Source organism: Arthrobacter sp. K5 (assembly GCF_040448525.1).
Classification (GTDB): Bacteria; Actinomycetota; Actinomycetes; order Actinomycetales; family Micrococcaceae; genus Arthrobacter; species Arthrobacter globiformis.
Map to the genome: position 1 here is coordinate 4,713,507 of NZ_CP159279.1, position 26,658 is coordinate 4,740,164.

At 68.0% G+C, this 26,658-nt stretch carries 22 protein-coding genes, 1 tRNA gene, 1 pseudogene and 1 riboswitch; of the genes and pseudogenes, 16 read left to right on the top strand and 8 right to left on the bottom strand.

The genetic code is table 11. The annotated features are described in order from the left end of the window. Positions 1-206: 206 nt before the first annotated feature. Positions 207-322, top strand: a riboswitch (SAM riboswitch). Positions 323-334: 12 nt separating this feature from the next. The 3 genes from ABRP34_RS21400 (at position 335) to ABRP34_RS21410 (ending at position 4,344) form a co-directional block, all read left to right on the top strand. After that, entirely contained in the window at positions 335-1,507 is a 1,173-nt protein-coding gene (locus tag ABRP34_RS21400; protein ID WP_353711704.1) for a homoserine O-acetyltransferase, read from the top strand. 215 nt (positions 1,508-1,722) lie between these two features. Continuing rightward, positions 1,723-3,105 carry an MFS transporter gene (locus ABRP34_RS21405; RefSeq protein WP_003802059.1) on the top strand — a complete coding sequence of 461 codons (1,383 nt, stop codon included), beginning with the start codon at positions 1,723-1,725 and terminating at the stop codon, positions 3,103-3,105. A 102-nt stretch (positions 3,106-3,207) separates the two neighbouring features. Next, positions 3,208-4,344 (top strand): alcohol dehydrogenase catalytic domain-containing protein, encoded by a 1,137-nt coding sequence (locus ABRP34_RS21410; RefSeq protein WP_003802062.1) that lies wholly within the window; start codon positions 3,208-3,210, stop codon positions 4,342-4,344. Positions 4,345-4,401: 57 nt separating this feature from the next. Here ABRP34_RS21410 and ABRP34_RS21415 read toward each other — a convergent pair whose 3' ends face one another. After that, positions 4,402-5,334: a LysR family transcriptional regulator gene (locus ABRP34_RS21415; RefSeq protein ID WP_353711705.1), complete on the bottom strand. Its 933-nt coding sequence runs from the start codon at positions 5,332-5,334 to the stop codon at positions 4,402-4,404. 112 nt (positions 5,335-5,446) lie between these two features. Between ABRP34_RS21415 and mmsB the strand changes: the two genes are divergently transcribed. The 4 genes and pseudogenes from mmsB to ABRP34_RS21435 all read left to right on the top strand — a co-directional run bounded on the left by mmsB (position 5,447) and on the right by ABRP34_RS21435 (position 10,444). Continuing rightward, entirely contained in the window at positions 5,447-6,349 is a 903-nt protein-coding gene (gene mmsB / locus ABRP34_RS21420) for a 3-hydroxyisobutyrate dehydrogenase (protein WP_003802066.1), read from the top strand. 62 nt (positions 6,350-6,411) lie between these two features. Beyond that, positions 6,412-7,896 carry a CoA-acylating methylmalonate-semialdehyde dehydrogenase gene (locus ABRP34_RS21425; RefSeq protein WP_353711706.1) on the top strand — a complete coding sequence of 495 codons (1,485 nt, stop codon included), beginning with the start codon at positions 6,412-6,414 and terminating at the stop codon, positions 7,894-7,896. Positions 7,897-8,192: 296 nt separating this feature from the next. Continuing rightward, positions 8,193-9,613, top strand: a pseudogene (locus ABRP34_RS21430) (DUF222 domain-containing protein); the annotation flags it as partial. Positions 9,614-9,949: 336 nt separating this feature from the next. Beyond that, the gene (locus ABRP34_RS21435) at positions 9,950-10,444 is read left to right on the top strand and encodes a hypothetical protein (RefSeq protein WP_353711707.1); all 495 of its coding nucleotides are present in this window, start codon (positions 9,950-9,952) and stop codon (positions 10,442-10,444) included. 21 nt (positions 10,445-10,465) lie between these two features. Here the strand turns inward: ABRP34_RS21435 and ABRP34_RS21440 are convergent, their stop codons facing one another. From ABRP34_RS21440 to ABRP34_RS21450, 3 genes are all read right to left on the bottom strand, one after another. Then, on the bottom strand, positions 10,466-11,083 hold the full coding sequence (locus ABRP34_RS21440) for a hypothetical protein (protein ID WP_353711708.1): 618 nt from the start codon (positions 11,081-11,083) through the stop codon (positions 10,466-10,468). 81 nt (positions 11,084-11,164) lie between these two features. After that, a complete protein-coding gene (locus ABRP34_RS21445; protein WP_353711709.1) occupies positions 11,165-12,334 on the bottom strand; it encodes a winged helix DNA-binding domain-containing protein in 1,170 nt (389 codons plus the stop codon). Positions 12,335-12,402: 68 nt separating this feature from the next. Beyond that, on the bottom strand, positions 12,403-13,275 hold the full coding sequence (locus ABRP34_RS21450; protein ID WP_353713437.1) for an SGNH/GDSL hydrolase family protein: 873 nt from the start codon (positions 13,273-13,275) through the stop codon (positions 12,403-12,405). 94 nt (positions 13,276-13,369) lie between these two features. Between ABRP34_RS21450 and ABRP34_RS21455 the strand changes: the two genes are divergently transcribed. Beyond that, entirely contained in the window at positions 13,370-14,020 is a 651-nt protein-coding gene (locus tag ABRP34_RS21455; RefSeq protein ID WP_003802085.1) for an alpha/beta fold hydrolase, read from the top strand. A 21-nt stretch (positions 14,021-14,041) separates the two neighbouring features. Here ABRP34_RS21455 and ABRP34_RS21460 read toward each other — a convergent pair whose 3' ends face one another. After that, the gene (locus ABRP34_RS21460; RefSeq protein ID WP_003802087.1) at positions 14,042-14,275 is read right to left on the bottom strand and encodes an RNA-binding S4 domain-containing protein; all 234 of its coding nucleotides are present in this window, start codon (positions 14,273-14,275) and stop codon (positions 14,042-14,044) included. Positions 14,276-14,308: 33 nt separating this feature from the next. Between ABRP34_RS21460 and ABRP34_RS21465 the strand changes: the two genes are divergently transcribed. From ABRP34_RS21465 to ABRP34_RS21475, 3 genes are all read left to right on the top strand, one after another. Further along, positions 14,309-15,322 carry a DMT family transporter gene (locus ABRP34_RS21465; RefSeq protein ID WP_353711710.1) on the top strand — a complete coding sequence of 338 codons (1,014 nt, stop codon included), beginning with the start codon at positions 14,309-14,311 and terminating at the stop codon, positions 15,320-15,322. Between the two features lie 192 nt (positions 15,323-15,514). Continuing rightward, on the top strand, positions 15,515-16,900 hold the full coding sequence (locus ABRP34_RS21470) for a glycine--tRNA ligase (protein ID WP_003802092.1): 1,386 nt from the start codon (positions 15,515-15,517) through the stop codon (positions 16,898-16,900). A gap of 2 nt (positions 16,901-16,902) precedes the next feature. Further along, positions 16,903-17,865 (top strand): GNAT family N-acetyltransferase, encoded by a 963-nt coding sequence (locus ABRP34_RS21475; RefSeq protein WP_353711711.1) that lies wholly within the window; start codon positions 16,903-16,905, stop codon positions 17,863-17,865. A gap of 70 nt (positions 17,866-17,935) precedes the next feature. On the opposite strand, the gene ABRP34_RS21480 is transcribed toward ABRP34_RS21475, so the two are convergent. The 3 genes from ABRP34_RS21480 to ABRP34_RS21490 are packed head-to-tail and all read right to left on the bottom strand — an operon-like array spanning position 17,936 to position 20,347. Next, positions 17,936-18,778: a lysophospholipid acyltransferase family protein gene (locus tag ABRP34_RS21480; protein ID WP_353711712.1), complete on the bottom strand. Its 843-nt coding sequence runs from the start codon at positions 18,776-18,778 to the stop codon at positions 17,936-17,938. A gap of 17 nt (positions 18,779-18,795) precedes the next feature. Further along, positions 18,796-19,596: a DUF1295 domain-containing protein gene (locus ABRP34_RS21485; protein WP_353711713.1), complete on the bottom strand. Its 801-nt coding sequence runs from the start codon at positions 19,594-19,596 to the stop codon at positions 18,796-18,798. 19 nt (positions 19,597-19,615) lie between these two features. Then, complete coding sequence (locus ABRP34_RS21490; protein ID WP_353711714.1) at positions 19,616-20,347, bottom strand: alpha/beta fold hydrolase; 732 nt, start codon at positions 20,345-20,347, stop codon at positions 19,616-19,618. Between the two features lie 83 nt (positions 20,348-20,430). Here ABRP34_RS21490 and ABRP34_RS21495 point away from each other — a divergent pair, with 83 nt between their 5' ends. From ABRP34_RS21495 to ABRP34_RS21515, 5 genes are all read left to right on the top strand, one after another. Then, on the top strand, positions 20,431-21,882 hold the full coding sequence (locus ABRP34_RS21495; protein ID WP_353711715.1) for a YibE/F family protein: 1,452 nt from the start codon (positions 20,431-20,433) through the stop codon (positions 21,880-21,882). Between the two features lie 70 nt (positions 21,883-21,952). Continuing rightward, positions 21,953-23,134 carry a tRNA dihydrouridine synthase DusB gene (gene dusB, locus ABRP34_RS21500; protein ID WP_353711716.1) on the top strand — a complete coding sequence of 394 codons (1,182 nt, stop codon included), beginning with the start codon at positions 21,953-21,955 and terminating at the stop codon, positions 23,132-23,134. Beyond that, positions 23,118-24,431, top strand: coding sequence for a deoxyguanosinetriphosphate triphosphohydrolase (locus ABRP34_RS21505; protein WP_307100939.1), 1,314 nt, complete (start codon positions 23,118-23,120; stop codon positions 24,429-24,431). The genes dusB and ABRP34_RS21505 overlap by 17 nt, the downstream gene beginning before the upstream one ends. A gap of 52 nt (positions 24,432-24,483) precedes the next feature. Then, positions 24,484-26,448: a DNA primase gene (dnaG, locus tag ABRP34_RS21510; RefSeq protein WP_353711717.1), complete on the top strand. Its 1,965-nt coding sequence runs from the start codon at positions 24,484-24,486 to the stop codon at positions 26,446-26,448. A gap of 116 nt (positions 26,449-26,564) precedes the next feature. Beyond that, positions 26,565-26,637 (top strand) — tRNA-Asn (locus ABRP34_RS21515). Positions 26,638-26,658: the final 21 nt, after the last annotated feature.

Consider the following 26,658-nt stretch of genomic DNA (forward strand, 5'->3'; position numbering starts at 1 on the left):
GGGGCTCTCAGCTTAGGGTTGCCTAACCTGGAGAAAAGTCCATACTTTGTCGAAGTTCGTCACAAAGCTGTGCGCGTAACAGAGCCATTCGTGCACTGATCGCAGGTCATGAGTGCCGGCGAAAAAGGCCCCGGAAAAGGCCCGGGAGTCACACAGCCGTCACATTCTTCGCGCAGATGTCCGCGTGTTTCGTAAACTGGGCAACAGGTCATGAGTGCCAGCGACAGCCCCGGCTTGCTGGCCGGCAACCCTCCTTCCGCGGTGGGGTGCCCCGGGTGAAGACCTGGCCTGCCGGACAGCTGTCGGCGGGCAAGCGCGAAGAAGAGGTTTACCTATGACGATTTCTGTCAGCAGCACCGACCTTCCGGCCGCCGGGGCTCCGCACCGGACGGGTCTGGACGGCACCGCTCCCGGCGGCGCAAACCAGGACGGCACAGTCCGGTACGTCAACATTGGCGGCTTGGAGCTCGAGGCCGGAGGCTTCCTGCCGGACGTCACACTGGCCTACGAATCCTGGGGAACCCTCAACGAGGACGGCTCCAACGCCATCCTCGTTCAGCATGCCCTCACCGGCAGCACGCACGTGACGCGGGGTGCCGGTGACGAGGAGGGCTGGTGGGAACAGTTCGCCGGGCCCGGCGCGCCGGCGGACACTAACAGGTTCTTTGTCATTTCCATCAATATCCTGGGCGGCTGTTACGGGTCCACGGGACCGTCGTCGGCCGCTCCGGACGGCAAACCCTGGGGTTCGCGCTTTCCGCTGGTGACGCTCAGGGACTCCACCCTCGCCGAGGCCAGGCTCGCCGACCGGCTCGGCATCAGCAGCTGGCACGCGGTGGTGGGCGGTTCCATGGGTGGGGCCCGCGCCCTCGAATGGGCAGTGACTTTCCCGGAGCGGGTGCGCCGCTGCGGTGTCATCTCCGTCGGTGCCAGGAGCACGGCTGAACAGATCGCCTTCGCCCAGGCGCAGACTCTTGCTATCCGGCAGGACCGCCACTTCAACGGCGGCGACTACTACGGCGGGCCGGAACCCGTGGAGGGCCTGGCGCTCGCACGGCGGATTGCGCACATTACCTACCGGTCTGCCTACGAACTCGATTTCCGGTTCGGCAGGAACGCCCAGGCCGCCGAAGAGCCGCTGCAGGCCGACGCCCTGGCGGACCGTGGCCGGTACCAGGTGGAGAGCTACCTCGACCATCAGGGCAGCAAGCTGGTCCGGCGCTTCGACGCCAACAGCTACATCGCCCTGACGGAAGCGCTCATGAGCCATGACGTCGCCCGGGGGAGAGGGACGCTCAAGGAAGCCCTGGCGCGGGCCTCCGCGGACTTCTTCGTTGCCGCCGTGGAGACGGACCGGCTGTACTTTCCCGCCCAGTCGCTGGAACTCGCCGAGGCCCTGCCCGGGGACGTGGATGTCCACATGATCGATTCGCCCATCGGCCACGACGGCTTCCTCACGGAGATCGGCCAGCTGAACGCCCAGCTCAGGGCACACCTCCTGAACTGACTCCAGGGCCGGTCCGCGGCGCCGGAGCCGACCGTATCGTGGCAATGCCGATGCCGCATATGTGCATTTATGCAGATGTGCCCTGCACTATTTGGCGTTGAGCTTGCGTCATCGGCAGACCATACTCGTTGAATCCGGCGTTCGTGGTGCGCATCACACCAGTTCGCCATCGACTGGTCCCCGTGGCGTCGAGGAAGACGCCGAAGGAGTTCGCAATGAGTACGGAAAGCTCCGCCGCAAGGCGTGCAGAGGAAACCGATATCAAGGCCACAGGCCTCAAGAAAGTTGTCACGGCGTCCATGGCCGGCACCGTCGTGGAGTGGTATGAGTTCTTCCTCTACGCGTCGGCTGCCACCCTGGTCTTCGGCAAGACCTTCTTCCCCAACGCCGGCACCGAGCTGGACGGCATCATCGCCGCCTTCCTCACGTACGCGGTCGGCTTCATTGCCCGCCCGATCGGCGGCATCGTCTTCGGGCACTTCGGCGACAAGTTCGGCCGCAAGCAGCTGCTGCAGCTGAGCATCATCCTGGTCGGTGTCTCCACCTTCCTCATGGGCTGCCTCCCGACGTTCCAGCAGATCGGCTACTGGGCGCCCGCGCTCCTGGTCTTCCTGCGGTTCGCCCAAGGCTTCGCGGTCGGCGGCGAATGGGGCGGCGCGGTCCTCCTCGTGGCAGAGCACAGCCCCAGCAAGTCCCGCGGATTCTGGGCCAGCTGGCCGCAGTCCGCCGTGCCCATGGGCAACCTGCTCGCTACGGCCGTGCTGTTCATCCTGTCCTCCACCCTGACCCAGGAAGCCTTCCTCGGCTGGGGCTGGCGCGTCGCGTTCTGGCTCTCCGCGGTGATCGTCCTCATCGGCTACTACATCCGCACCAAGGTCAACGACGCCCCGATCTTCCTCGAAGCCCGCAAAGAGGTCGAGGCGGGGCACAAGGGCTACGGCGTGGCCGAGGTCTTCAGGCGCTACCCGCGCGGCGTTTTCACAGCCATGGGCCTGCGCTTTGCCGAGAACATCCTTTACTACCTCGTGGTGACCTTCTCCATCACTTACCTGAAGACGGTTGTCCAGGCCGACACGACGCGGATCCTGCTGCTGCTGTTGCTGGCCCATGCCGTGCACTTCGCCGCCGTTCCGCTGGTGGGCAAGATGTCGGACCGCTTCGGCCGCAAGCCCGTATACATGGCCGGGGCAATCCTCGGTGCCACCTGGGGCTTCTTCGCCTTCCCGATGATGGACACCAAGAACGACGTCATCATCCTGGCGTCCATCATGATCGGCCTGCTGTTCCACGCACTGATGTACGCCGGCCAGCCGGCGATCATGGCGGAAATGTTCCCCACCCGGATGCGCTACTCCGGCGTCTCGCTCGGCTACCAGGTGACCTCCATCGTGGCCGGTTCGCTGGCCCCGATCATCGCCGCGTCGCTCCTGAGCACCTACAAGTCCTCCGTCCCGGTGGCCATCTACCTGCTGATTGCCTGCGCCATCACCGCTGTCGCGGTGTTCTTCCTGAAGGAAACCCGCGGCATCTCGCTCCACGACGTGGACGCGGCCGACGCCCAGGGCACTGCCGACCTGCTCGCAGCCGGCAAGAAGTAGGCCCGGCTTTAGCCTCGACCCTGACGAGCATCCAGCAGCTGCCCGGACCCGCCACCCGTGCGGGGCCGGGCAGTTGCCCGTTCACCGAGACCAAGGATTTCCATGAAAGCAGCAGTCCTCTACTCCGCCGTCCCCAGCACCGGTAGTGCATCGCAGAAGCCCAGCTACGCGGACGCCCGGCCCCTGGTGGTGCAGGAGCTGGCCCGGCCCGAGCCGCGCGCCGGCGAGCTGGGTGTTGCCATCACCTACTCCAGCCTGTGCCACTCGGACCTTTCCGTGGTGGACGGTTCGCGGGTCCGGCCCCTGCCCATGGCGCTGGGCCACGAGGCCGTGGGGCGGGTCGTGTCTGTCGGCGGCGGCGTCTCCGACGTGTCCGTGGGGGACCACGTGGTGCTGGTCTTCGTGCCGAGCTGCGGGGACTGCCGTGCCTGCCGGTCCGGCCGTCCCGCGCTCTGCCACCAGGCGGCCGAGGTCAACGGCTCCGGCGACCTGCTCCACGGCGAGGCGCTGCTGCGGACGCCGGCAGGGGAGCGCATCAACCATCACCTGGGCGTCTCGGCTTTCGCCGATTACGCCGTAGTGGCCCGGGAGTCCGTGGTGGTAATTGACGACGACGTCCCGGACACCGTTGCGGCGATGTTCGGTTGCGCCGTACTCACCGGCATGGGCGCTGTGCTCAACACCGCCGCCGTCACGGCCGGCCAGTCGGTGGCCGTCTTCGGGCTGGGGGCAGTGGGCCTTTCCGCCGTCATGGCCGCCTCCCTCGCGGAGGCCGGCAGCGTGATCGCCATCGATCCCAATTCCGGCAAGCACCAGCTCGCCCTCGACTGCGGCGCCACCGCCGTGGGGACGCCCGAGGACGCGGCCGGACTCATCGCGGAAGCCGCCGGGGACGGGGTCGACGTCGCTGTCGAAGCGGTTGGCTCGGCCGGCGTGATCGCCGCGTGCCTCGGGCACGTGACCCGGGGCGGCGCCGTCGTCTCGGTCGGTCTGCCCCATCCCTCAGCAGAGCTGACAGTGCCGGCGCTGCAGTTCGCCGGGGCCGGCAAACGCCTGCTTGGTTCGTACATGGGCGATGCCGTTCCCGGGCGGGACATCCCGCTCTACCTCGGCTACTGGCGGGAGGGCCGGCTGCCGGTGGAACTGCTGCACACCGACACCAGGCCGCTCACCGAGATCAACGAGGGACTGGATGCGCTGGCGTCCGGGCAAGTGGTGCGGCGGCTGTTCACGGCCTGACGGGGGCACGGCCTGACGGGGGCACGGCCTGACGGGGGTACGGCGGGCAGGCGCGCGTCAGCCCGCCAGCAGGCCCGCCCGGGCCTTGACCTCCTCCTTGAGTGACGAGATGACGGCCTGCACCGCAGCCGAGCGGAGGGACTCCGGCCGCGCCACCGCCCAGATGGGCAGCTGGCGCTCGAAGTCGCCGGCGAGGACGGGAACGAAATCCGGCTGCCCGGCCACCATGAAGTTCGGCAGCAGCCCGATGCCTGCGCCCTGCCGCACCGCCTCAACCTGGGCGAAGACACTCGTGGCCTGGAAGCTCGAGGTAGGCATCGGCAGCTGCGAGGACCAGCGGTGCCCCAACTCGGCCACCTGGAGCGCAGACTCAACGTAAGAGACAAAGCCGTGCTGCCCGACGTCGTCGAGCGTTCCCGGCAGTCCATGCTCCGCGGCGTAGCCGGGGCTGGCGTAGAGGCGCAGGTAGTAATTGCTCAGGAAGATTGTTTGGGCGTTGCTGACATCCGTCCGGCCAACCACGATTTCCAGGTCCACGCCGGACCTGTTCTGACTGACCTTCCGCGTGGCGCTCAGCATCTCGATGTTCAGCTGCGGGTTCTGCTGCTGCAACCGGACCAGCGCCGGCGTAACGAACACGGCTCCCACACCGTCCGTCGTCGCCACCCGCACCAGCCCGGACAGGGCGCTCTGGTCCTGGCTGATCAGGCCGGAAAGTGATCCAAGAGTGTTCTCGATGGCTTCCGCCGCCTCCACGGCGGCGGCACCGAGCTGGGTCAGCTCCCAGCCCTGCGGGCTGCGTTCAAGAGTGCGCCCGCCAAGCTGCTTGTCCAGGGCGAGGATCCGGCGGGAGATGGTGGTGTGGGTGGTGCCCAGGGTTTCCGCCACCGCGTTGAACCTGCCCAGACGCGCAACTGTCAGCAGGATCAGCAGGTCGTCCGGGCTCGGAAGCCGCCTCAGGTCCACGGCAAGCCTTTCATCTGTGTGCATCAGTGCACATACCGTCTGTAATTTTTCCCCTTGATTGCACTCTAGCAGGGTGTGATTGTGGACACAGAGCTTCCGGCCCGAGCGGCCGGATCCGAAGCAAAGGAGCTTACGAATGGCAGTAATCGGCTGGATTGGCCTCGGAAACATGGGCGGCAACATGTCCGCGAACCTGGCCAAGGCGGGGCACGATGTCCGCGGTTTTGACCTCAATCCCGCAGCGCTGGCCGCCGCAGAGGAGGCCGGCGTCAAGCCGGTCGGCAGCATTGCCGAGGCCGTCGACGGCGCTGACGTTGTGTTCACCATGCTGCCCAAGGGCGAGCACGCCCGTGCGGTCTACCTCGGTGAAGACGGCGTCCTCGCGCATGCCGACACCCGCACGCTGCTGGTGGATTCCTCCACCATCGACATCGCGTCCGCCCAGGAACTGCACGACGCCGCTGCTGCCGCCGGCTTCCGCTTTGTGGACGCCCCGGTCTCGGGCGGCATGAGCGGTGCCAAGGCGGGGACGCTGACCTTCATGGTGGGCGGCGAGGCGGGCGCCGTTGCGGACGCCACCGGCTACATCGGCCCGATGGCAGCGAACATCATCCCCACCGGCGGCGCCACCACCGGGCAGGCAGCCAAAATCTGCAACAACCTGATGCTCTTCATCAACCTCGCCTCCACCGCCGAGGGTGCGGTCCTGGCTGACCGGCTGGGCCTGGACAAGCAGGTCTTCTGGGACATCGCGTCCGTCTCCTCGGGCGACTCCTGGGCGCTGCGGACCTGGTACCCGGTGCCCGGCGTCGTCCCCACCGCGGCCTCGAACAACGACTTTGCGCCCACCTTCACCACCGAACTGGCGAACAAGGACATCGGCCTGGCCATCAGCGCCGCCGAGGACACCGGCACGCCGCTCGAGATCGGAAAGCACGTCCAGCAGCTGTTCCAGCAGCTCATTGACGCCGGTGAGGCGGGCAAGGACTGCTCGATGATCATCAAGCTCGCCGACGGCTCGCTGGGCTCCGCGAAGTAGCCCTCACGGCCAGACACTTTTCCCAGTCCCACCTGCCAGCAACGCACGAAGAGAGACTTCCCTTGGAAACCATTCCGCATTTCATCAACGGCAGCCGCGTCAGCGACGCCGAACGTTTCGGTCCCGTCTTCAACCCCGCCACCGGGGAACAGGAGAAGCAGGTGGCGCTCGCCTCGGCGTCGCGGACTGAAGAGGCGATCGCCTCCGCCCGCGCCGCGCTCCCGGCGTGGCGGGCAACCAGCCTGGCCAAGCGCACCAACATCTTCTTCCGGGTCCGCGAAATCCTGAACCAGCGCAAGCCCGAGCTAGCGGCCATTCTCACCAGTGAGCACGGGAAGGTCCTCTCCGACGCCGAAGGGGAAATCTCCCGCGGCCTGGAGAACATCGAGTTCGCCACGGGCCTGTCCCACATGCTCAAGGGTGAGCGCTCGGAGCAGGTCTCCAGCGGCATCGACGTCCACTCAGTGCGCCAGCCGGTGGGCGTGGTGGCCTGCATTACCCCGTTCAATTTCCCGGCCATGGTGCCGCTGTGGATGATCGGCAGCGCCCTGGCCTGCGGCAACACCGTGCTGCTGAAGCCCAGCGAGAAGGATCCCTCGGCCGCCATCTTCATCGCCGAGGCCTTTGCCGAAGCGGGGCTGCCCGCCGGCGTGCTGAACGTGGTCCAGGGGGACAAGGAAGCCGTCGACGTCCTGCTCGAGCACCCCGAGGTGAAAGCGGTGAGTTTCGTGGGCTCCACGCCCATCGCGCAGTCCATCTACAAGCGGGCAGCCGACCACGGCAAGCGCGTCCAGGCTTTGGGCGGGGCGAAGAACCACATGGTGGTGCTGCCCGACGCCGACCTGGACATGGCGGCCGACGCCGCGGTTTCCGCTGCCTACGGTTCGGCGGGCGAACGCTGCATGGCCGTCAGCGTCCTCGTCGCAGTGGGCAACATCGCGGACGACCTGGTGCAGGCGATCTCCAGCCGCATGGCGGGCCTCAAGATTGGTCCGGGAACCGATCCGGCCTCCCAGATGGGTCCGCTGATCACCGCGGAGCACCGGGACCGCGTGGCCTCCTACGTTGCGGGAGCGGAAAGCGAAGGCGCCACGGTCGTCGTCGACGGGCGCTCGCAGCAGTTCGATTCGAACGGCTTCTTCATCGGCGTCAGCCTGGTTGACCACGTCAAGCCCGGCATGAGGGTGTACGACGACGAGATCTTTGGCCCGGTCCTGTCGGTGGTCCGCGTCGACACCTACAGCGACGCCGTCCGGCTGGTCAACGAGAACGAGTTCGGCAACGGCACGGCCATCTTCACCCGCGACGGCGGCGCAGCACGGCAGTTCGAGTTCGACGTCGATGCCGGAATGGTGGGCGTCAACGTTCCCATCCCCGTCCCGGTGGGCACGTTCTCGTTCGGCGGCTGGAAGAACTCGCTGTTCGGCGACACCCACATGTATGGTCCGGACAGTATCCGGTTCTACACCCGCGGCAAAGTGGTCACCACGCGCTGGCCGGATCCGTCCACCTCGGTCATTGACCTCGGCTTCCCGCAGATCGACTAAACTCGAAACTCGGTTTACATCAAAACTTGAGTTTGGGCCGGTCACGACCGGCCTATGCCCCAGCCCGCGTCCCGCAGCCACAAGCAGCGGGCCGCGGGCTGTTCCTTTTCCCGGCGCCGTAAGGGATTTCGCGCGAACGGTCCTCACAGGCAGGTGTGGCCCCAGAGCCGCGCCCGCGCAGTAAAAATGTCGGTGCCCGGTGAGATGCTTCGGGTATGGAAAGCAGTGCAGCTGTGGAGACGGTGGAGGCTATCGGCGCCTCGGTCGGTGCGCTGGCTGTTTTTGTTGATCTCGCTATGGGAAATGGCCTGCTGAAGGGTGGGCAGATCTCGGGCGTGGACGGGGCGTGGCCGATCCGTTGCGGGATCGGGCGGATGCGTGCCTTGATGGTTTGGCCGAGCTGGCCAAAATGGAAGCGCGTATGGCGGCTTTGAAGGTGCGGCTCGTTGCCGGTTACGCCCACGTGGAGAAGGCCGTGACGCCGCCAGCCGCGTCCCCGCAGGACCGTACCGTCAGGGAGATGGCCGTGACATCGGAGATCGCCGGTGTCCTGACCATCAGCGAACGCGCCGCCAGTGCACTTCGGTTCGAGGCCGGCATCCTGATCACCGGGCTGCCGTTGACGTTGTCCGCGCTGCAGGCAGGGTCCGTTTCTTGGCAGCACGCCCGGATTATGGTGGACGAGACCGCGGACCTCGATCCGGCCGGGGCGGCAGCGTTGGAGGCGCATTTCCTCGACCCGGCCGCGCCGGTCCCGGCCAGGGGCTGCCCGGCGGGGGAGCTTGTTCCGTGCCGGTTCCGGGCGAAGGTCCGCACCTGGCGGGAGCGGCACCACCGGGTCAGCATCGAAACACGCCACAGCCGCAGTGCCGCTGACCGGCGGGTGGAGTACATCCCGGACCGGGACGGGATGGCCTGGTTTTCGGCCTACCTGCCCGCGGCGCAGGCGGCCGGGATCTGGGACCGCACCACCGCCGCCGCCCGGGCCATGCAGGGACCGGCCGAGGCCAGGACCCTCACCCAGCTGCGCGCCGACATCGCCTCAACCTGGCTCCTCACCACCGGCCTCGAACCCACGCCGGTCAGTATCACGGGTGAAATCGTCGAGGGGGCGGCAGACGGTACCGGGTCTGGCGGCGTTGCGGGTGGCCCGGGGAGCGGCCACACCGGCGGCAGTACTGTTGAAAGGGCACAGGAAGGCCTTGCGCCGGTCGGGGGTGTCCCCTCGCCCGTGGCCCAGGTCCTGGTCACGGTTCCGGCGTTTTCCCTGCTCGGCTTGACCGAGGAACCGGCCCTGCTCGACGGGTACGGGCCGATCCCGCCCTCCATGGCCCGTGCACTCGTCGCCGAGGCACCGTCATTCCGCAGGGTGCTGACCGACCCCCGCGACGGCGCTCCCCTGGAGATCGGGCGGACCAGCTACCGCATCCCCAAACCCATACGGCAATGGCTCCGGCTCAGGGACGCCAAATGCACGTTCCCGGCCTGCAACAACCACTCCCTGGACAACGACGCCGACCACCTCCTGGCTTGGGCCCGCGGCGGACCCACCGGGATCAGCAACCTTAGCCAACCCTGCCCCAAACACCACCGCCTCAAACACGGCTCCGCCTGGGCCCCTACCGCCGCCACCGCCAACGACCCTCCCGGCTGGACCTCACCCACCGGCCGCCACTATCCCAGCGAACAACCCGACTGGGAACCACCCCACTGGCCACCACAAATCCAAGCCATACTCAACGGCCTTGACCCCGGCCTGCCCGAAAACCGCGGACTAACCAGCTGCACCAGCCAATCCACTGCACCGCCGCCCGCGGCTGGGACCCCGACTATAGCCATACGCCTAGGCCGTAAACGGGAGTTGCTTCATCGTGCCAAATCCCTGAAGCGTGAACGCAATCAGGATCCGCTCGCTGCGTAGGCGCAGTTCCGATGCGGGGCCTCCACCGGCTGCGGTCAGCCTGCCGGGAAGGACCGGCCAAACGCGACGGCCGGCGGACACCTATCCTGCAGGCACCTATCCTGCGGGCATGGGGGGATCTATGCTGGCCGCATGCCCCGGCTGAGATCCATTGCCTGCCTTGCAGTCCTGCTGTCAGGGCTCCTGCCGGTGACGGGATGCGCGCGGGTTTGCCCGGCAATCGGGTGGAACAACTCAGTCACTGTGGCCCTGGCTGGGGACACCCGTAACGTCGCCTGGGTCCAGCTGTGCACGCCGGACGCGTGTTCCCGGGCGACCGAACGCCCCACCCCGCAGCCGGTATCTCCAAGCCCGACCACGACACCGACCGGCGCCAACGGTCTCGGTTTCCCCCCGGGTGGTGGTCCTGCCGTTCACCGCATCGCGGTCGAGAAGGTCGGCGCGGACACCTGGCGCTTTAGCTTCGACATGGACTCTCCCGGATCAGCGACCGTACGGGCTCTGGACGCCGTGGGCGGGACCCTCGCGGAAGAAAAGGTGCAATTGAACTGGCAGCGGATCGGTGGCACGGCCGAATGCGGCGGACCCTCGACGGCAGCACCTGTCACCCTGGCGGTCAGCCCGTAGCCTACAGCGGCGGCCGGCTGCCTAACCGTTCATGATGTCGTTGCGCCGGGCCATGTACTCCTCCATGGAGATCTGGCCGTCGCTGTACTGCTGGTCCAGTTCGGCCAGTTTCCGCGCCCGGAAACCCTGCGGGGCCGACGGCGGCGGGGGAGCGGAGGGCGCCGGGCCAGTAACCGGGTTCTGTTGTGGTTGGGGCGGGTTGGCCCGGTATTCGGGGCTGTCCTCGTAGGGGACCGGCCCCTGCCGCCAGGACGGCGCACCAGTGCCGCCGGGACCGGGCTGGTTGGGGTTCGGCTGACCCGGGTAGGGCTGATTCAGGGGCGGAAGCTCTTCCCGGCCACCGCGCTGCGGAAACGCCAATCCACCGCTGAAATAGTCCTGCTGCGTGTATCCGTCCCGGGGCCGGTTGTCCGGACGGCCCTGGAACGGGCCGCCGAACCGGCTGCCTGGCTGGTTGCCGAACTGGTCGTCGATCTGGTTGGGAAACTGGCCGGGGTACTGTCCGGGCAGGCCGGGCCCCTGGTTCCGCTGTTGGACCGACCGCCGGTACATCCGCATGCCCATGGGAACCAGGACGGCCAGAATGATGATCCAGAAAAACAAGTCGAACACGGTGGGGCCCTCTCGGTGAGTGTCCATTCCAGCTTAGTCCCGCCGGGGAACGCGTCCAGGATCCTTATGCCCAGGGCGCACATCGTCGCTGGAGGTCCGCACTGGACGTCAGGTGCCAGCCGGAATCCGGACCGCCGGCATGCCGAGGAAGTCCCCGTACCTTGCCACCGCCAGGTCCAACGCGTTTTCCAGCTCCCTTCCGAGCGGCCGGGAGAGCCGGATGTCCAGTACGCAGCGCTGTGCGGCGGACCCCCGCCGGACCAGGGAATGCCGCCAGGAGCCCGCCAGTACCCCGTCGAGCAGGACCACGTGCATGGGATTGTCGCCAAAGGGATAGGCCGGCGCGCTTCCGCCGAAGTAGTGCCGTGAGACCGAATAGCCCATGATGTATTCGTCGTAGCACTGGATCAGGTCGATCTGCGGCTGGCCATCCCAGGCACCCGCCGGCGCCGACTCCCCGCCCCGCCCCTGCGCCTCCTCAGCCTCCGGCGGCCGGAGATAGAACTCGGCGCCGTCGAAGCTGGCGGAAACGATGGCGCCCGGAGCGCTCTCTCCTGCCAGTGCCAGCCCCCTGCGCACATCAGTCATCGTGAGTCCGGACCAGTCCGCGCAGTCCCGGACGGTGGCGGGCCCGCGGCTTCCGAAATACCTCAGAGTCAGGGCCGCCAACGATTCCTCCCGTGAGGGCACGGCAGCCGGGGTGGCCCCGGCCACGCGCTCATCGAACGCCGCGTACGTCTGCCGCAGCGCGCCGCCGGGTCTGCGGACGGGAGCGCCGCTCACCAGCACCCCGCTGATCTCGGCGTGCATGATCAGGTATGCGAGGGCGAGTCCCTTGGCCGGGAATCCCGCACCCTGCAGACTTGCAGCCAGCTGCTCACGGGTGAGGTGCACGCCGCCGGACACCGCTTCCGCCAGCACTCCGGCGCTCCGGGACGCTGCCGCATCGTCGATCCCGGTCTTGCGGTACGTGCCGCCGTTCGCCCGGTGCAGCCGTGGTGCGGACAGGGCCCGGAGCCATGGCAGGTCAGCGCGGTGCACAAAATGCCAGGTGGGCCGCAGGATGTGGGTCCGGAGGATCCGTCCGTCGGCAACTGCCTGCTCCACGTCGGCGGCCGCCGCGCCGGTGGTCCGCTGGGCCAGCGACCAGCGCGCGTAGGGGAACTCCTGCGCCTGGACCGCCAGCAGGTTTTTCAGGGCATCCTCCGCCGCGGCGGCCCGCGGATCCCTCAGCTGCTGCCCGGCCAGGCGGGTCCGCAGCACCTCATGGGGTTCCATGCCCGACGCCGCTCCTCACCTTTGGCAGTTCAGTTACCAACCGGCCACCTGCCCCAGCCATCCGCCGGCTAATGCCGGACGGGATCACCCAGGCCCAGCGGCCCTTCACCTGAACCCAACGGAACACCCGGACCGAATACGGGTCCCGGCGTCGGCCGCTTGGGGGCGATGCCGTCGCCGGAGGACCGGTGGCGCATGCGCCGGATTACCCACGGCACAAAGTACTCGCGGGCCCAGACCAGGTCTTCGCTGCGGGCCTCGCGCCAGCTGCGCGGCGGGAGCGGCTTCGGCGAGAGTGGCTCCAGGCTGTGCTGGACGTTCAGGGCTTCGAGCACCATGGCGGCGATGGTGTGGTGTCCCAGCGGCGAGAAGTGCAGCCGGTCCTCGTTCCACATCTGCGGGTCTTTCAGCTGCCGGAGCGACCACATGTCGGCGATGATCGCGTCGTGCCGGGCGGCGATGGTCCGGAGGTTTTCGTTGTAAATGGCCACCTTGCTGCGGATCCGCCCAAGGACGGACGATCCTGTGTCCGGGCCGTTGAAAAGCACCACGGTGGCTCCGCTCATCGCCAGGATCTGCACCACCGGGTCGAGCCGTTCGGCCAGGGCATCGGGGTCGCCGCCGGGCCGGATGAGGTCGTTGCCGCCGGCGGACAGCGTCACCAGATCGGGCTTGAGGGCCAGGCAGGGCGCCAGCTGCTGGTCGATGATCTGCTGCAGCAGCCGTCCCCGCACCGCAAGGTTGGCATACGCGAAATCCTCAAGACCCCGTCCGAGCTCTTCTGCTACCCGGTCCGCCCAGCCGCGGTAGCCGCCCGGGCTGTTGGGTTCGGGGTCACCGATACCTTCGGTGAAGGAATCACCCATCGCCACATACCGGCTCCACGGGTGCCGGTCCGCAGGCACCTGGGATTCTTCCAAGGGCTCCGGGGGCTGCTGCATGGGTTCGATTCCGCTCACCTTTCCATCCTGTACCGTGACCGCCTGGCTACGCCACCGTAGGTTGTTACCGATGGGTAACTGTAAGAATGGAGCCATGACTTTAGCCGACTCCTTTCCTGCCCCCGTTGTTCTGTGGTCCAAGCCTGAGGAAGCCAGGGCCGGCAAGCCACTGCTCGTCCTGCTGCACGGCTACGGCGCGAACGAGCAGGACCTCCTCAGCCTGGCTGAGATGCTGCCGGACGACTTCGCGGTGGCATCGGTCCGCGCACCCATCGCCATGGGGCCGGGCTTTTCCTGGTTCCCGCTGACCGGCTCGATCGAATACTCCGTCGACGCCGTCAAGGCTGCGTCAGCGTACGTCCTGGACTGGCTGGACACGGTCAAGGCCAACCACCCGTCGGTCACCCTTCTTGGGTTCTCGATGGGCATGGCCATGGCCACTACGCTGCTCCGGCAGCGGCCCGCTGACTTTGCCGCCGTCGTCGGCCTTTCAGGTTTTGTGGTCAATGCGGAGTCCGACGGCGAGTTCCGCGACGCCGAACTGGACGGAACGGTGCCGCTGTTCTGGGGCCGGGACCAGCAGGACCCGGTCATCACGCCGGACAAGATCGAATACACGATGGGCTGGGTTCGCAAGCATGTAAAGCTGACCAAGGTCCTTTACACCGGCATGTGGCACGGCATCAATGCCCAGGAGGTCGGGCACGTGTCCGAGTTCCTCACCCACGAGGTGCTGAACAAGTAGGCCCTCCTGCAGCAAAAGCTTTTACGCCTGGGGAGCGCTGACCCGGACGGTCTGGCCGTTCACGGTGACCGTGTCCCCGTTGTGAAGCTGCCGGCCGCGCCGGTCATCGATCTCACCGTTGACTTTGACCAGGCCGTTCTTGATCAGCTCCGTTGCCTCCACGCCGTCCTCCACGAGGTTGGCGAGCTTCAGGAGCTGGCCCAGGCGGATCATGGTGTCGCGGATGGGGATCTCTTCGATTTCCGGGTTGCTCATACCAGTAATAATGCCTGACGTAAGGTGAAACGAATGACCCATGCACCCCGGCTGCCCCTTGCCGTGGGCCTTCCGATGGCTGTGGCCTCCGGGCTTGCCATCCCCGTCCAGGGGCGCATCAACGGGGCCCTCGGTGCCCGCCTCGGGGACGGGATAGCCGCCGCCGTCGTCAGTTTCAGCACAGGGCTGATCGTGATGGTCATCGTGTCCCTGCTGGCTCCGCGCGGCCGCGCCGGCCTCGCCCAAATCCTGCCCGCCCTGCGGGAACGCCGCTTCCCGCCGTACTACGCGCTCGCCGGCGGCATCGGCGCCTTCTTCGTCTTCGCGCAGTCCTTCACGGTGGGGCTGCTGGGCATTGCCCTCTTCACCGTGGCAACCGTCACCGGACAGACACTGAGCGGCCTGCTCGTGGACCGCCTGGGCATCGGCCCGGCCGGCAAGAAGTCCGTGACCGGCATCCGCGTCATCGGCTGCATCCTCACCATCGCGGCCGTCTCCTGGGCGGTGTCGCCCCGGTTCGCCGGCGGCGGAGCGGGGGCTGCGGGCGCGGCCGGCAGTGCGGCAGCGGGCGGAGCGGCCGAACCCGCAGCGCTCCTGCTGCCGATCATCCTGCCGGTTCTCGCCGGGTTCCTGATGAGCTTCCAGCAGGCCATGAACGGCACCGCCACCGTGCACTACGGAACCCCAATCGCGGCTACTCTGGTGAACTTCATCGCCGGAACCTGCGTGCTGTGGGTTGCCTGGTCCATCAAGGTGGCCGTCGCCGGGCCGGCCAACCCGCTGCCGGGGGAGTGGTGGTACTACCTCGGCGGGCCCATGGGCTGCGTGTTCATCGGCCTCGGCGCGCTGCTGGTCCGCAGCCTCGGCGTGCTCGTGACAGGACTGGGAATGATCGCCGGGCAGCTCCTGGGGTCGCTCGGCCTGGACCTGCTGGTCCCCACGCCGGGCACCGTGGTGGAGGCGGCCACGGTTCTGGGGACCCTGCTGACCCTCGCGTCCATTGTCGTGGCCACCCTGCCCTGGCCGCGTGGTGCTTTCCGAAGATGAGCGGCGCCTTCCGGAGATGGGGAGCGCCTTCCCCAGGCGAGGCGCCTTCCGGAGGCAGCTCCCGGTAGGCTAGGACTCGCAGCTTCCTGCACAGTTTTCCCTTTCACACGCCCCCGCCCGGCATCCAGCCGCGGTCCAGGGCCAGAGACACCGCGGACCGCACCCAGCGGCCCTGTAGAAATTGGAGTTCCCATGGCAGCAAAATCCGTCCTCGACCAGGTCATTTCCCTTTCCAAGCGGAGAGGTTTCGTTTTCCAGGCCGGCGAGATCTACGGAGGCTCGCGTTCCGCTTGGGACTACGGACCCCTCGGTGCCGAGCTGAAGGAAAACATCAAGCGTCAGTGGTGGCAGTCAGTGGTGCGCGGCCGCGAGGACGTGGTGGGCCTGGACTCCTCAGTGATCCTGCCCCGCCAGGTATGGGAAGCATCCGGCCACGTCGAGGTCTTCTCCGACCCCCTTGTCGAATGCCTCTCCTGCCACAAGCGCTACCGCGCCGACCACCTCGAAGAGGAATACGAGGAGAAGAAGGGCCGCCCCGCCGAGAACGGCCTCAAGGACATCGCCTGCGCCAACTGTGGAACCCGGGGCGAGTGGACGGAGCCGCAGGAATTCTCCGGCCTCCTGAAGACCTTCCTGGGCCCCGTTGCCAGCGACGAGGGCCTGCACTATCTGCGCCCCGAAACCGCCCAGGGCATCTTCGTGAACTTCAGCAATGTGCTCACCACCTCCCGGAAGAAGCCGCCCTTCGGCATTGGCCAGATCGGCAAGTCCTTCCGCAACGAGATCACCCCGGGCAACTTCATCTTCCGCACCCGTGAGTTCGAGCAGATGGAAATGGAATTCTTCGTCGAGCCGGGAACCGACGAAGAGTGGCACGAGTACTGGATGAAGGAGCGCATGGCCTGGTACACCGGCCTGGGCATCCGCGAGGAGAACCTGCGCTTCTTCGAGCACCCGCAGGACAAACTCAGCCACTACTCCAAGGGCACCACGGACATCGAGTACCGCTTCGGTTTCCAAGGCTCCGAGTGGGGCGAGCTCGAAGGCATCGCCAACCGCACGGACTTCGACCTGTCCACGCACGCCAAGGCCTCCGGAACGGACCTCAGCTACTTCAACCAAGCCACCAACGAGCGGTACACGCCGTACGTGATCGAGCCCGCCGCCGGCCTGACCCGGTCCTTCATGGCCTTCCTCATCGACGCCTATACCGAGGATGAGGCCCCGAACGCCAAGGGCGGAGTGGACGTCCGCACCGTGCTCAAGCTTGACCCGCGGCTCGCGCCGGTCAAGGCCGCGGTGCTGCCGCTGAGCCGCAACGAGGACCTGTCCCCGAAGGCCAAGGACCTGGGCACCCAGCTGCGCAAGAACTGGAACATCGACTTCGACGACGCCGGGGCCATCGGCCGCCGCTACCGCCGCCAGGACGAGATCGGCACCCCGTTCTGCATCACGGTGGACTTCGACACGCTCGAGGACCAGGCGGTCACCATCCGTGAACGCGACACCATGAGCCAGGAACGCGTGTCCCTGGACAAGGTGGAGGGCTACCTGGCCGCACGGCTGATCGGCGCCTAGCCGTGGCGATCCAATACCGTGAATGGCGCGAGGGCGACGACCTGGCGCTGCTGGAGATCTGGGGCGACCCGGAAACCGACCAGGCGGGTCAGTTCCGCGGCACCCTCGCGCCCTCCGGCAACGCGCCGTGGAGGCGCTGCATCGTGGCCGAGGACGTCGTCGACGGCGTGGCCATCCCGGTTGCCGCCGGCGTGGTCCACGAGGCCAGCCTGCACCCGGAGCGGCTCTGGGTGTACGTCGAAGTCGCCCGCGACCACCGCCGGGCCGGGATCGGCTCCACGCTGCTCATGATGCTGCGCCGCGAGGCGGAGGGATCGCCGTCGGGCGTTACCCGGCTGCGCTGCAAGGTGGAGCCGGGTACCACCGGCGCCGCGTTCGCGGAGGCGGCCGGGCTCACCCCGATCCAGCACACCCGGCTCGTCGTGGTGGAGCCGGCGGCCCTGAAGCTGCCGGTCTTCGGCGACGGTTCCGAGGAAGCGGCGTCGGAACGCATCGAGGACCTGGCCACCGGGTCCGTGGAGCTTTCCGACGTCGTGGGCCGGTACTACTCGTCCGTCCACGGCTGGGACAGCCCGGGCGAACTGGGCATCGGTACGGTGCAGCGGCTGTTCCTGGATGAGCTCAGCGGCGCGCACGGCGCGATCGTGCTGCGCGCCCCGAAGGCCAGCGCCTTCGGTTCAGGCGTGCCGGCAAGCCGGAAGGGCAAGATCCAGGCCTTCGCGATCAGCTATGCCCAGGGCAACTCTGATCACCCCTCGGATGTGTTCCTCGGCCACGAGCCGGAGCTGGACGCCGATGAGGCAGAGGCCGCGGTCCGTGACCTGCTGGCCCTCATCGCCTACCAATACCCGGTGCTCATGGAAGTGGACGATTCAATGGCAGCGCTGCGCGCCGTCGTCGGGCCGCTGATGGAAGCGGGCAAGGCCCGCCGGCAGGGCTCCGAGACGTTCGTCGTCTCCGACTGACCCAGCCATGTAGCTGATCCAGCTATGTAGCAGCACAGGGCGTTCCCAGGTCTGGGAACGCCCTGTGCTGCTACGTAGTTGGGTGCGCCGTTCGGGAAGTACGACGGCGGTCCCTCGCCAGATCGGCCGCATCGAGCTTTTGGCGTTCCGCCTCCGAGATGGCGCCGCCGCCGAGGTCCGCCGGCATCCACCAGTCGCCCGGCCGCGGCGCCACGGGAAAGCCGGCGATCGCGGCGTCGATGCCCGCCTGGAGGGTCCTGCGGAGCCGCGCCGTCTCAGCCTCAGCGTCGATCCCCGTGGCCAGATGCACCGGTTCACCGACATGCACCCGGACCGGCGTGCGCCAGACGCGGTGGAGGGGAAGGCCGTTGCCGCGGGTCAGGATCCGGTGGGCACCCCAGACGGAGACCGGAATGAGCGGCACGCCCGCCTCGGCCGCCATCCGCACGGCCCCCGTTTTGCATTCGCGGACCTTGAAGCTGCGGCTTACGCCGGCCTCGGGCATGACGGCCAGGTATTCGCCGGCGCGGAGCCTGGCCACGGCGTTGTCGTAGGCCGCAGTTCCCGAACCGCGGGGCACCACCACCTGGCCCGCTGCGCTGATGAAAGGACCCGCCAGCCAGTGGTCCGCGGCTCCCTGGTGGATCATGAACCGCAGCTGCCCGCGGTTGTGCCGCCACAGCACCAGTTCGGCAGCGGCGAAGTCGAGATATCCGAAATGGGTGATGGCGACGACGGCACCCCGGCCCGGCAGCACCGCCCTCGCCGCCGTGTCGCCACTGCGCGCTTTTTCGCCGGGCAGGTTTTGCTGCCCGGTCGCGATCAGGCGGATCCGGAACAGCCACCGCAGGAACAGCCCGGTCCGGACAAGGAGGCGGTAGAAGCGGTCGCTGGCGGCTGGGGTCCAGGGCATGTGGTCCTCGGAGGCCTTCAGTGCCGCCGCGGGGGCCAGGGGATAAAGCTGCTGGTGGACTGCACGTATTCACGGTAGCCGGGGCGGCCGGACATGGCCTTCTCGGTGAGCGGCTTCCCGGTCTTGGCGGCCAGCGTCCAGATCATCAGCGCAGGGGAGAGGACGGTCAGCACGCCGGGCCAGGACTCCGCCGCGACGAGGAACAGGCCCGCCCAGACGGCGGCATCGCCGAAGTAGTTGGGGTGCCGGGTGTAGCGCCACAGCCCGGTGTTCAGGACGGTTCCCTTTCGGGCCGGATCGCTTTTGAACTGCTCCAGCTGCCGGTCGCCTACGGACTCAAAGATGAACCCGGTCAGCCAAACTGCCGAACCCGCCACGGCGAGAGGACCCAGCGGACCGGTGGTGAACATGCCCACCTGGATGGTCAGCGAGACGAAGAACATCACCAGGCCCTGGGGCAGGTAGACACGGCGGAGGGCGTAGGCGTTCCGGGACCCGCGTGCTCCTTTGAGCAGCGCCACGTAGCGGGGGTCCTCATGTCCGCCGCGCGCCCGGCGGCCGATGTGCGCGCCAAGCCGGATCCCCCAGATTCCCGCCAGGACCAGCAGGAGTACCCGCCTGCCGCCGTCGCCCTCCCCGGCTGAGAGGACGAAGGAGATCACCGCGACGACGACGAAACCCGGACCCCACGCCACGTCCATTACCGAATGCCGCGCTTGGCCGACGGCCACGGCATAGGTGACGGCGAGCACCAGCACCACGCCCAGCGCCGTCCACGGCAGGCTGGCCAGAAACGCCTCCAGCGGAAACGGGCTCATGACAGTGGTCGCCTGCTTCCTAGAGGACCAAGGGCAGTGCCTCGCCGGACGGGGGAATCACCCTGTCCAGGGCTGCGGCGGACGCGGAGGATGCTGCCCCGGGAACTCCGGTCCGTTCCATGAAGGCCTTCATCAGGAACCCGGTGGCCAGCCTGTGCCACAGCCGGACCCGCCGGAACATGAAGTGCCCCGCCCCGCGGAGCGAGACGTAGCGCAGCTCCGCCGCGCCCGGTGCCGCGCGCCGCGCGAACCGCAGTGAGGCCGACGGGCTCGTCCACCGGTCCTCGTTCCCGTGAACGATCAGGACTTTCCGTCCGGTGACGGCGGACGCAGGAGTGACATCATCGAGCCACGGAGCCAGCGCCACCACGGCGTCCACATTCGGTTCGTCCGCGGCGCAGATCGCGGTGAGGCCGCCCATCGAGTGCCCCAGCAGGTAGATGGGCACGCCGGGGTGCTCCGCGCGGATCCTGGCCAGCGCCCAGCGCGCATCCTTCAGCGGGGTCATGTCCTCGCCGTTCCAGCCGCGCACGCTGTTCCGCAGGATCCACACTGCCAGGCCGTGTTTCCGGCCGGCGGCGTGCAGGTGGCGGGCGAACGGCACCATCCGCGCAGGGCTCAGGTGCCGGGCCTGGACAGGCTCGAAGCTGTGCGACTTGCCGCCGTGCAGGACCAAGGCCACGCCGCGGGTGGGACCGGACGGGGCCAGGACCGTCAGCACCGCTTCGTGGCCAGTTCGGCGTTGGTTCACTGCTGCATCCTCCGAGACTTCGTGGTTCATTTACCAACCCTATGGCGGCCGCCGTAGAGTTCAAGCATGAGGTTCAACTGCTGATGGGTGCAGGTCACTCCCACGGTCACACAGGGCATTCGGAGCCAACCGCTGAAGCGATGGCTGCCCGCAGGAAAGCAAACAGGATTCTGGCTGCGGTGCTGGTTCCGCTGACCCTGCTGACCCTCGCGGCCATGGCGGCGCTCTGGCCCTCGGGCAGCAAGGAAGGCCTGACCCTGGCCAACCCGTATGCCGCAGCTCCGGGCGTCGCCTTCGACACAGGACGGATCCAGCGGGTGGTCACGGAGAACTGCACGCAGGCGTCAGCAACAGACTCCACAGCCCAAGGCAATACGGCCGGCGGCTCGCAGTGCACCTTCGCGTTCACCGAGCCGGACAAGGGCGGCAACCCGGTCAAGGTGGTGATCAACCCGGACATCGCCAAGTCGCACGGGGTGAAGGTGGGCGACAACATCCGCTACCTGAACCTGTCCAACGCCCAGGCTGCCGCCACCGGCGCCGATGCCCCGGCGGCCCAGGGGTCGCCGTCGTACATTTTTGTGGACTTTGTCCGCACCATGCCGATCATCCTGCTCGCCATCCTCTACGCCGTCGTGGTGGTGGCCGTGGCGCGCTGGCGCGGGCTGCGCGCCCTGATCGGCCTCGTCGGCGCCTATTTTGTCCTGGGCAGCTTCATGCTTCCCGGCCTCGTGGAGGGCAAGCCGCCGCTCCTGCTGGCCCTCGTCGGTTCCACGGTGATCATGATCGGGGTGCTCTACTTCGCGCACGGCTTCTCGGCGCGGACCTCGACGGCGCTGCTGGGCACCATTTTCGGGCTGGGCATCACCGCGCTGCTCGCGGCCTGGGCCACCGACGCGGCGAACCTCGCAGGCGTGGGAAGCCACGACGCCGCCACGCTCGTGAACATCTCGGACAACATCTCCATCTCCGGCATCATCCTGTGCGGCCTCATCATCTCGGGGCTCGGCGTGCTGAACGACGTCACCATCACGCAGTCCTCCGCGGTGTGGGAACTGTACGAACTCGCGCCCAACACGAGCGCGCGGAAGCTGTTCTCCTCGGCCATGCGGATCGGCCGCGACCACATCGCCTCCACCGTGTACACCATCGCGTTCGCCTACGCCGGCGCCGCCCTGCCCATCCTCATCATCGTGATGCTCTACAACCGTCCGCTGGGGGAGGCGTTGACCAGCGCCGAACTGTCCGAGGAGGTCATCCGAACGCTGGTCGGCTCAATCGGGCTGGTCCTGGCGATTCCGGTCACCACCCTGATCGCCGTGCTGGTGGTCAAGGCCACGGGAGTCAGGGGTGCTGGCCTGCCTGAGCAGCAGCCGCGGGGGAGGACGGCCATAACCGCCGACGACGTCGACGACACCGGCGCGCTTGCGGCCGCCGCGGCGGTGGCTGGCCGGGAAAACGCCGACGCTGACGCGCCGCCGGCGACCCGGCGGGGACGGCGTGCCGCCCAACGGGATCAGCCGCAGCGGGATTGAGCGCCGCAGCCGGCACCCTGACGATTTGCCGGCTTTGAGACGATTTGCCCGGCTTTGAGACAATGGAGGGGTGACTGTTGTAGCTACGCCTCCCGCCCCCCGGCTGGAACTTCCGCCGCTGAAACTCGGCCCCATCACCGTGCACACCCCGGTGGTGCTCGCCCCCATGGCCGGAATCACCAACACCGCCTTCCGCAGGCTCTGCCGTGAATACGGCGGCGGGCTGTACGTGGCGGAGATGGTCACTTCCCGTGCCCTCGTGGAGCGCACGCCGGAATCGCTGCGCATCATCTCGCACGACGAGGATGAGAAAGTCCGTTCCGTCCAGCTCTACGGCGTAGACCCCGTCACTGTGGGTGCGGCCGTCCGCATGCTGGTGGAGGAGGACCGGGCGGACCACATTGACCTCAACTTCGGCTGCCCCGTACCCAAGGTCACGCGGCGCGGCGGTGGTTCGGCGCTGCCCTGGAAGATCGACCTTTTTACCTCCATCGTCCAGACCGCCGTGCGGGAGGCGTCCAAGGGCGGCATCCCCCTGACCATCAAGATGCGCAAGGGCATCGACGATGACCACCTGACGTACCTCGACGCCGGCCGGATCGCGCGCGATTCCGGTGTTGCCGCCGTCGCCCTGCACGGCCGCACGGCGGCGCAGTTCTACTCCGGCCAGGCGGACTGGTCAGCTATCGCCCGCCTGCGCGAGGCGCTGCCGGACATTCCGGTGCTGGGCAACGGCGATATCTGGTCTGCCGAGGACGCCGTCCGCATGGTCCGCGAAACCGGCATCGACGGCGTCGTCATCGGCCGCGGCTGCCAGGGCCGGCCCTGGCTGTTCGGCGACCTGCAGGCGGCGTTCGACGGCAGCGACCAGCGGCACCGGCCGGGCCTGCGCGAAGTGGCCGAGGGCGTCTACCGGCATGCCGAACTCATGGTGGAAACCTTCGGCAATGACGAATACAAGGCGCTGCGGGAAATCCGCAAGCACATGGCCTGGTACTTCAAGGGCTACGTGGTGGGCGGCGAACTGCGGGCGAAACTCGCCACAGTGCCCACACTCGAAGTACTCCGCGAGCTGCTGGACCAGCTGGACATGGACCTGCCGTATCCCGGCGTTGATTCCGAAGGGCCCCGTGGACGCGCCGGCTCGCCGAAGAAACCGGCCCTGCCCAAGGACTGGCTGATGAGCCGCCAGCTGAACGAGGACCAGTCGCGGGACATTGCCGCGGCGGAACTGGATGTGTCCGGTGGCTGAAAGCCGGCTGGCGGATGCCCGCACCACCCCGCAGGCGCTGCCGGGCTACGAAGCCCACGATTCCGCCCGCTGGGTGGAGGAGCCGCCCAAGAGCACGTACCGCTCGGACTTCGAGCGTGACCGCGCCCGCGTGCTGCACTCCTCTGCGCTGCGCAGGCTCGGCGCCAAGACGCAGGTGGTTGCTCCGGACACCGACGACTTTGTCCGCACCCGGCTGACGCACAGCCTCGAGGTGGCCCAGGTGGGCCGGGAACTTGGCCGCGCCCTCGGCTGCGATCCCGATGTGGTGGACACCGCCTGCCTCAGCCACGACCTCGGGCACCCGCCGTTCGGGCATAACGGGGAATCGGCGCTCAACGAGATGGCCCATGCCATCGGCGGGTTCGAGGGCAACGCCCAGACCTTGCGCCTGCTCACCCGGCTCGAGCCGAAGGTCCTCGACCCGGAGGGCAGGCCGGCCGGCCTGAACCTCACCCGGGCCAGCCTTGACGCGGCCGCGAAATACCCGTGGTCCGCCCTGGACGCCCCCGTGATCCACGGGCAGCGGACCAGCAAGTTCGGCGCCTACGAGGACGACCTGCCCATCTTCAACTGGATCCGGGAAGGCGCCCCGGAACGGCGGTCCTGCCTCGAGGCGCAGGTCATGGACCTCGCGGACGACATCTCGTACTCGGTCCACGACGTTGAAGACGCGATCGTGGCCGGCCACTTCCAGCTGCGCTGGATGGACAACCCGGACCACCGGGCACGCGTGGTGGGCTACGCCAAGCAGTGGTACCTGCCGCACAACGATCCCGCCGCCATCGACGCCGCCCTGGCACGGCTGGAAGCCACGGACGTCTGGGTGCGCGAGGCGGACGGCAGCCGCAAGTCCATGGCGGCGCTGAAGGACATGACCAGCCAGCTCATTGGCCGCTTCTGCCAGAGCGCACTGGAAACCACCCGCGCCGTCTACGGTCCGGCGAACCTGACGCGGTACAACGCCGAGCTCATGGTTCCGGACGAGACCGTCATGGAAATTGCGGTGATGAAGGGCCTGGCCACCACCTTCGTGATGACCACGGACCACCGGCAGCCTATCTACGAACGCCAGCGCGAGGTGCTCCATGCCCTGGTCACGGCGCTGAACGCTTCTGGGGACCGCCACCTCGAGCCGATGTTCGCCGCGGACTGGCGGGAAGCTCCCGACGACGCCGCCCGGCTGCGTGTGGTCATCGACCAGGTGGCATCGCTGACGGACGGCTCCGCGCTAGCCATGTACGAACGGCTCGTGGGAAGCCTGCCGTCGCTTTGGTGACGGCCGTCATACGGCGGCTCCCGCCGCCGTGCCCGGGGACTAGGATTGCTTCGTGGCTGGGCTGATTAAACGGGAAGATATCGATGAAGTCCGCCAGCGCACGGACATCAAGGAAGTCGTCGACGGCTACGTCACGCTCAAGGGCGCCGGCCTCGGCTCCTACAAGGGCCTGTGCCCCTTCCACGACGAGCGCTCGCCGTCGTTCACCGTCCGCCCGCAGGTGGGCCGCTACCACTGCTTCGGCTGCGGCGAGGACGGCGACGTCATCTCGTTCGTGCAGAAGCTGGACCACACCTCCTTCCACGAGGCCGTGGAGAAGCTGGCCGCGCGGATCGGGTACGAGCTCCGCTACGAGGATGGCGGCACCGGACCCAGCCGCGAGGAAGTGGGCAAGCGGCAGCGGCTCCTGGACGCCCACAAAATCGCCGACGAGTTCTTCCGAGCCCAGCTGCTCACCGCCGGCGCCGCGGAAGGCCGGAAATTCCTGCAGCAGCGCGGCTTCGACCGGGCAGCCGCCGACCACTTCGGCGTCGGCTACGCACCCCAGGGCTGGGACGCGCTGCTCAAGCACCTGCGCGGGCGGGGCTTCACCGATGCCGAACTGAAGCTTACCGGGATGTTCTCCGAAGGCAACCGGGGCATCTACGACCGCTTCCGCGGCCGCCTGATCTGGCCCATCCGGGACATCGCCGGCGACACCATCGGCTTCGGCGCCCGCAAGCTGTATGAGGACGACCAGGGCCCCAAGTACCTCAACACCCCGGAAACCACGCTCTACAAGAAGTCCCAGGTGCTGTACGGGATCGACCTTGCCAAACGGAACATCGCCAAGGACCGGCAACTGGTGGTGGTGGAAGGCTACACGGACGTGATGGCCTGCCACCTCGCAGGAATTCCGACGGCGGTGGCCACCTGCGGTACGGCGTTCGCCGCCGACCACATCAAGATTGCCCGCCGCCTGCTCTCCGACGACGGCACCGGGGGAGAGGTCATCTTCACCTTCGACGGCGACGCGGCCGGCCAGAAGGCGGCCCTGCGGGCCTTTGAGGAGGACCAGCGCTTCGTGGCCCAGACCTACGTGGCGGTCGAACCCACCGGGGCCGACCCCTGCGACCTGCGCCAGACGCGGGGGGACGCCGCCGTCCGCGACCTCATTAGTTCCCGGCGCCCGCTTTTCGAATTCGCCATCCGCGCCACCCTGCGGCGGCACAACCTGGACACCGTGGAGGGACGGGTGGCCGCGCTGCGCGAGTCCGCCCCCGTTGTGGCCCAGATCCGCGACGCCGGGCTCCGGCCCGGCTATGCCCGGGAACTGGCGGGATGGCTGGGGATGCCCATTGAGGACGTCACGCGGGCCGTGGCGGCCGCCGCGAAGCGCGGGCCGGCCGGGGCCCAGGCTTCGGGGGCGCAGGCGTCCGGCTTACAAGCCGGCGGGGCAGCCGGCCGGTCCCACGCCGCCGGATACAACCAAGCCCCGGGGAACGGCCAGAACGTGCCCGGCGTAGCGGCGCTCCCGCCGTCGGGCGTTCTTCCGTCCTTCCACCGTCCGGATCCCCGGGACCCGGTGGCGTCCATGGAGCGGCAGGCGCTCGAGGTGGCCCTGCAGGAGCCGGCCATGCTGGGCGGGGCAGCCTGGGAGCGGTTTGCGACCGCCCGGTTCGCCACGCCTGCCTACCAGGCCATCCATGACGCCATCCGCGCCACGGCTCCCGGCTTCTCCGGGGATGCCGTGCAGTGGGTGGAGGCGCTGCGGCAGGAGGTTCCCGAACCCCTGCAGGCGTTGGTTTCGGAGCTCGCTGTGGTGCCGCTGCCGGCCCATACTGCCGAAGCGGTGCAGAAGTACTGCCGGGACATCCTCGCCAGGCTGTTCGAGCTGCAGATCACCCGTGTGAAGGCGGACAAGCTGGGGCAGCTGCAGCGGCTGGATGCCGCTGCCCACCCCGAGGAGTTCCAGCAGCTGAACCGGGAGCTCATGATGCTCGAAATGGAGCGCCGGTCGCTGCGCTCCGATGCCTAGCGTGCAGCAGCCTCGCGTGGAGCAGCGCCCCGGCCTCCCGGGCCGGGTCTTCGGTACCGGAAAGCCGCCGATTTCGTTTCCGGGCAGGGTGTTTGCTAGGCTAGTACCCGCTTCATTCCTCCTTAGCTCAATTGGCAGAGCATTCGACTGTTAATCGAAGGGTTGCTGGTTCAAGTCCAGCAGGAGGAGCGCACAGTCCCCGTTCCGGGT